General features: G+C 61.3%; 6 protein-coding genes and 1 pseudogene. 4 read left to right on the top strand and 3 right to left on the bottom strand.

Annotation, left to right across the window (positions count from 1 at the left end; translation table 11 throughout):
- Positions 1-362, top strand: a pseudogene (locus tag AB4Z11_RS23195) (hypothetical protein); the annotation flags it as partial.
- A gap of 76 nt (positions 363-438) precedes the next feature.
- Here AB4Z11_RS23195 and AB4Z11_RS23190 read toward each other — a convergent pair.
- The 3 genes from AB4Z11_RS23190 to AB4Z11_RS23180 all read right to left on the bottom strand — a co-directional run bounded on the left by AB4Z11_RS23190 (position 439) and on the right by AB4Z11_RS23180 (position 2,153).
- Positions 439-681, bottom strand: coding sequence for a hypothetical protein (locus tag AB4Z11_RS23190; protein ID WP_442027960.1), 243 nt, complete (start codon positions 679-681; stop codon positions 439-441).
- A gap of 238 nt (positions 682-919) precedes the next feature.
- The gene (locus tag AB4Z11_RS23185) at positions 920-1,162 is read right to left on the bottom strand and encodes a hypothetical protein (protein WP_442027958.1); all 243 of its coding nucleotides are present in this window, start codon (positions 1,160-1,162) and stop codon (positions 920-922) included.
- A gap of 109 nt (positions 1,163-1,271) precedes the next feature.
- Complete coding sequence (locus AB4Z11_RS23180; protein WP_442027956.1) at positions 1,272-2,153, bottom strand: SDR family oxidoreductase; 882 nt, start codon at positions 2,151-2,153, stop codon at positions 1,272-1,274.
- Between the two features lie 12 nt (positions 2,154-2,165).
- Here AB4Z11_RS23180 and AB4Z11_RS23175 point away from each other — a divergent pair, with 12 nt between their 5' ends.
- The 3 genes from AB4Z11_RS23175 to AB4Z11_RS23165 all read left to right on the top strand — a co-directional run.
- Complete coding sequence (locus AB4Z11_RS23175) at positions 2,166-3,191, top strand: CDP-6-deoxy-delta-3,4-glucoseen reductase (RefSeq protein ID WP_442027954.1); 1,026 nt, start codon at positions 2,166-2,168, stop codon at positions 3,189-3,191.
- Between the two features lie 93 nt (positions 3,192-3,284).
- Entirely contained in the window at positions 3,285-4,508 is a 1,224-nt protein-coding gene (locus AB4Z11_RS23170; protein ID WP_442027952.1) for an MFS transporter, read from the top strand.
- 14 nt (positions 4,509-4,522) lie between these two features.
- Positions 4,523-4,826 (top strand): DUF1345 domain-containing protein (locus tag AB4Z11_RS23165; RefSeq protein WP_442027950.1); only part of this gene is annotated, 304 nt, incomplete at its 3' end.

Here is a 4,826-nt window from a genome sequence, read left to right as displayed (position 1 = left end):
AGACTGCCTACTCCGGCCGCGTCGCTGGCGAAAAAGTGGCCTACTCTGGCCGCGTGGCTGCCGAAGCAAAAACTGCCTACTCCGGCCGTGTCGCTGGTGAACAAGTCGCTTACTCCGGCCGCGTAGCCGCCGAAGCGAAAACTGCCTACTCCGGCCGTGTCGCCGGCGAACAAGTGGCCTATTCTGGCCGCGTGGCTGCCGAAAAGACCGCCTACTCGGGCCGCGTGGCTGCACAAACCGCTTACTCCGGCCGCGTGTCGGCCGAAGCGAAGACTGCCTATTCCGGCCGCGTCGGCACCCAGGCAGCTGAAGCGGAAACCACAAAATTCTATGCAGAGCGTCCGCGCCTGACTACTGCATAAATTCAGCCGTCCTGAAAACGGCAACGGCCGCCACCTGGCAACAGGTGCGGCCGTTTTTTTACGTCCAATGGAACGCTTAGTGCGCCATCATTTCGCGCAGTTCGCGGATGCTGAAATCGCTGATTTCGTGCATGCGGATCAGGATGGTAGCGCCGATTGGCAGCGTATTGTGACGGATCTTCGAGATCACAGGCGGCGCAACTTCCAGCGCGCGCGACAGAGCAGCATCATTCTTCAGCTGCAGTTTCTCGATAATCGCGTCGAGAACGCGGTTAGGGTTGTAGGACGTGGAGGCGGTGATTTCTTTCAGGGACGACATGATCTCAGTTCTTCTCTAAATGTCGCCAAAAAGCGACAGAAATTTCACAAAATATTCAGCGGTAATTTACTAAAAAATCGCCAAAAACCATCGTCGTTGACGCTTTTTAGTGCACATGACCGATATCATACATGTTTTTGTTGCTTTCGGCTTAACGCCGCGCAACTTTCGTTAGAATTCGATAGATTCTATCGCGAAATCTTGTGGTAGGAAATTTTCATGCATAAGAAAGGCTTGTTTAACGTGGATCACGCGGCCCAAAAGGCAGGCAAATCCAGGTTAAGGCCATGAGGGCGCCCAGCTGAAACAGGGCCGATGGCAGGAAGATCGCGGCGGGCAAAGCCCCCGCCGCAGGTTCGTGTTCAACGCGCCAGTCAAGGCGGCGGCGGATTTCGTCCGGCGGCGGCGGCGGCAAATGCGCGCGCCCGCGCTGAAGCAGATAGGCACGAACCTGTTCTTTGGTGGGATGGGTGGCGTTCATTGCGCTCTCCTTCCTTGTGCTGGGCTCACGATAGCCCCAGATTTCAGGCCGTCCATTGAGCGAGATCAATAGGGCGACCGTCTCCACATGCAAGTGTGCGCGAGAAAGCTTACATCCGGCTTTCGCTGAGTAAAAAAGCAACAGTCGGATACCGCAAATGCACACCCAGTTCACGCTTTATACGGCCATTCGACAGGCGGCGCGACTCCGACATGAATGACAGTAAAGTCGGCGACACCGCCTTTGCCAATTCAGCCCGCGGCAAACGCGGCGGACGCGGCAGGCCGTGGGCATCTGCCACGGCATCGAAATAGTCGCCCATCTTCATATCGCTGTCATCGACCGCATGGTAGACCCGGCATGGCTGGCCGCGCAGCAGCGCAGCCGCCACAATGCGCGCCAGGTCGTCCGCATGAATGTGATTGGTGTAGACGTCATCCTCGCTGCGCAAGGCTGGCGTGCCCTCTTCCAGCCGCTTGATCGGCAGCCGGTCGCCCGCGTAAATGCCCGGCACGCGCAGGATCGACAGCCGCCCTGCCGAGCGCCGCGCCCACCGGCGCAACACCTGTTCCGCATCCACCCGGCGCTGCGCGCGGGCATTGCGGGGCGCCACGGTACGGGTTTCATCCACGAAGGCGCCTTGCAAGTCGCCATACACCCCTGTGGTGCTCACATAAACCACGCGCGCCCGGTCAGGTAAAATGGCGGTCACATTGCGGGTACGGCGGTCGATCTGACCCTCGGTTTGGGGCGGCGCCAGATGCACGACCGATTGTGCCAGTCCCGCGAGACGGCTCAGTGAAGCAGGCTGGTCAAGATTTGCCAGCAGGGGCACGGCCCCGGCGGCACGCAGTTCGGCAAAGCGCTCGCGCTGGCTGGTGACGGCAAACACGCGGTACTGATCGCGCACCAGAGGCAGCAGACGCATACCCACATCGCCGCAGCCGATAATGAGCAGGCGCGGCTTGTTGAATTTTTTACTGATATCCATTTTTGAGATTGTATGTCTTTCCAAATTACTGTTCAGCCTAGTGGCCACCAATTCAGCTGTGAAGAAGACGAAACCGTATTGGCGGCGGCCATCCGCGCAGGCGTAGGCCTGCCGTATGGCTGCAAGAACGGCGCTTGCAGCTCCTGCAAGGGCAAAGTGCTGGAAGGTTCTGTCAGCCACAAGGCGCACCAGCGCCGCGCGCTGAGCGAGGAAGAGGAAGCGGCTGGCCAGTCCCTGTTCTGCTGCGCGGTGCCGCACTCCGACCTGGTGGTGCAGATCCGCGAAGTGGCGGGCAGCAGCGATTTCCCGATCAAGAAGATGCCGTCGCGCGTGACCACGCTGGAGAAGCTGGCGCCGGACGTCATCGTAATGACCCTGCAGCTGCCAGCCAACGAAACGCTGCAATACCGCGCCGGCCAGTACGTCGAGTTCATGCTGCGCGATAACAAGCGCCGCAGCTACAGTATCGCCAACGCGCCGGAGCAAGGTCCTCTGACCCTGCACATCCGCCATATGCCGGGCGGCCTGTTCACCGACCAGGTCTTCACCACCATGAAAGAGCGCGACATCCTGCGCTTTGAAGGTCCGCTGGGCACTTTCTTCGTGCGTGAGGATAACGAGAAGCCGATGGTGCTGCTGGCCTCCGGTACGGGCTTCGCACCGATCAAGGCTATCGTGGAGCATATGCGCGCCAAGGAATCCAAGCGCGAGATGACCTTGTACTGGGGCGGCCGCCGTCCGCAAGACTTGTACATGGACGCCCTGTGCCGCCAGTGGGCGGAAGAGATGCCGAACTTCAAATACGTGCCGGTGGTATCGGATGCGCTGGAAGAAGAGCACTGGTCCGGCCGCCGCGGTTACGTTCACCAGGCCGTGATGCAGGACTTGCCGGATATGTCGGGCTACCAGGTCTACGCCTGCGGCGCACCGATCGTGGTGGAATCGGCCAAGCGCGACTTCGTCAAGGAGTGCCAGCTGCCGGAAGACGAGTTCTATGCAGACGCGTTCACCACCGAAGCCGACCTTCTGAAGCCCTAAACCCCGGGGTCAGACCCCAAGGGTCAGACCCTTGCCTGCGACCACCGCGTTCCTGGGTCGGCCCTTGGGCCTGGCCCGCCTTTCGGGTTCAATATGTCATCCAACGGTTTCTCAGTCCTCCGCCACCGCAACTTCTCTTTCTACCTCGCCGCCCGTATTGCAGGCACGCTCGCCGTGCAGATGCAAAGCGTCGCTATCGGCTGGCAGGTTTATGCGCAAACGCATAATCTCTTCTACCTCGGCATGATCGGCCTCGCGCAGTTCCTGCCTTTCCTGCTGCTGATTCTGATCGCCGGCCACGCCGCTGACCGCTACAACCGCCGCAACATCATCACCTGCTGCGTCGGCGCGCAACTGGCGTGCGGACTGCTGCTGTTTGCGTACACGCACAGCGGCATGGCTGCCGTTTGGCCTGTATTCGCCATCCTGGTGCTCTTTGGTAGCGCTCGCGCGTTCATGAGTCCTGCTACGCAAGCGGTTCTGGTGAATATGGTGCCGACGGAAGACTTCAGCCGCGCCGTGGCCTTGAGCAGCTCCAGCTTCCAGGTCGCTGTGATTCTCGGCCCGACGCTGGGCGGCCTGCTGTACGTCTATGGTCCCGCAACGGTTTATACCGTTTCCTCGACACTGCTGATCTGCGCCGTGATCCTGATGCTGTTGACGAAGCCAGCACCGCAAGCCACGCGCAACGAGCCGGCCACCTGGCACAGCGTGCTGGAAGGCTTACGCTTCGTGTTCTCGCGCCCCATCGTGCTGGGTGCGATTTCGCTCGACCTGTTTGCCGTGCTGTTCGGCGGCGCGACCGCCCTGCTGCCGGCGCTGGCGCACGATGTGCTGCACATCGGCCCGACCGGCCTTGGCCTGCTGCGTACCGCGCCGGGCGCCGGCGCGGCACTGTGCTCGATTGCGCTCGCGTTCTGGCCCATTACGCGCAGCGTTGGCAAATGGATGTTCGGCGGCGTTGCGGTATTCGGCGTCTGCACCGTGATCCTCGGCTCCACCAGCAACTTCGTGGTGGCGCTGGTCGTGCTGCTGCTGATGGGCGCGGGCGATATGATCAGCGTGTACGTGCGCCACCTGCTGGTGCAGTTCGAAACGCCGGACGCGATCCGGGGACGCGTGAGCGCGGTGAACTCGGTATTCATCGGTGCATCGAACGAGCTGGGTGAATTCGAATCGGGCCTGACTGCAGGCTGGTTCGGCCTGACGCGCGCCGTGATCTTCGGCGGTCTCGCCACGCTGGTGGTCACGGGCCTGTGGACGCGCTTCTTCCCGGTGCTCACACACATGGACAAGTTCCCGCACCACGACAAGTAGTATCATGGGCGGCAATGAAAAAACCCGCCCACTACTTCATTCGCAGCCGTCCCCACCTAAGCCTGGCCGTCGTGCTGGGCGGTGCGGCGAGCCTGCTCCTTCCCGACAGCTGGTCCTACCTCACACGCGCGCTGACCGCGTGGAATATCGGCGTCTGGTTCTACCTGATTACGATGGCGTGGATGATGATGCGCGCCGATCACCACACCGTAAAGCGCATGGCCGCGCGGCAGGACGAGAAAGGCGCCGTCATCCTCGCCAGCCTGACCGTCGCCATCGTCATGAGCGCCGCCGCCATCACCACGGAGCTGGTGGCGA

This window comes from Pseudoduganella sp. RAF53_2 (assembly GCF_052113985.1).
Taxonomy (GTDB): Bacteria; Pseudomonadota; Gammaproteobacteria; order Burkholderiales; family Burkholderiaceae_D; genus Rugamonas.
The sequence above is the reverse complement of the archived record's forward strand: the minus strand, read 5'-3'. Positions and strand labels throughout refer to the sequence as shown.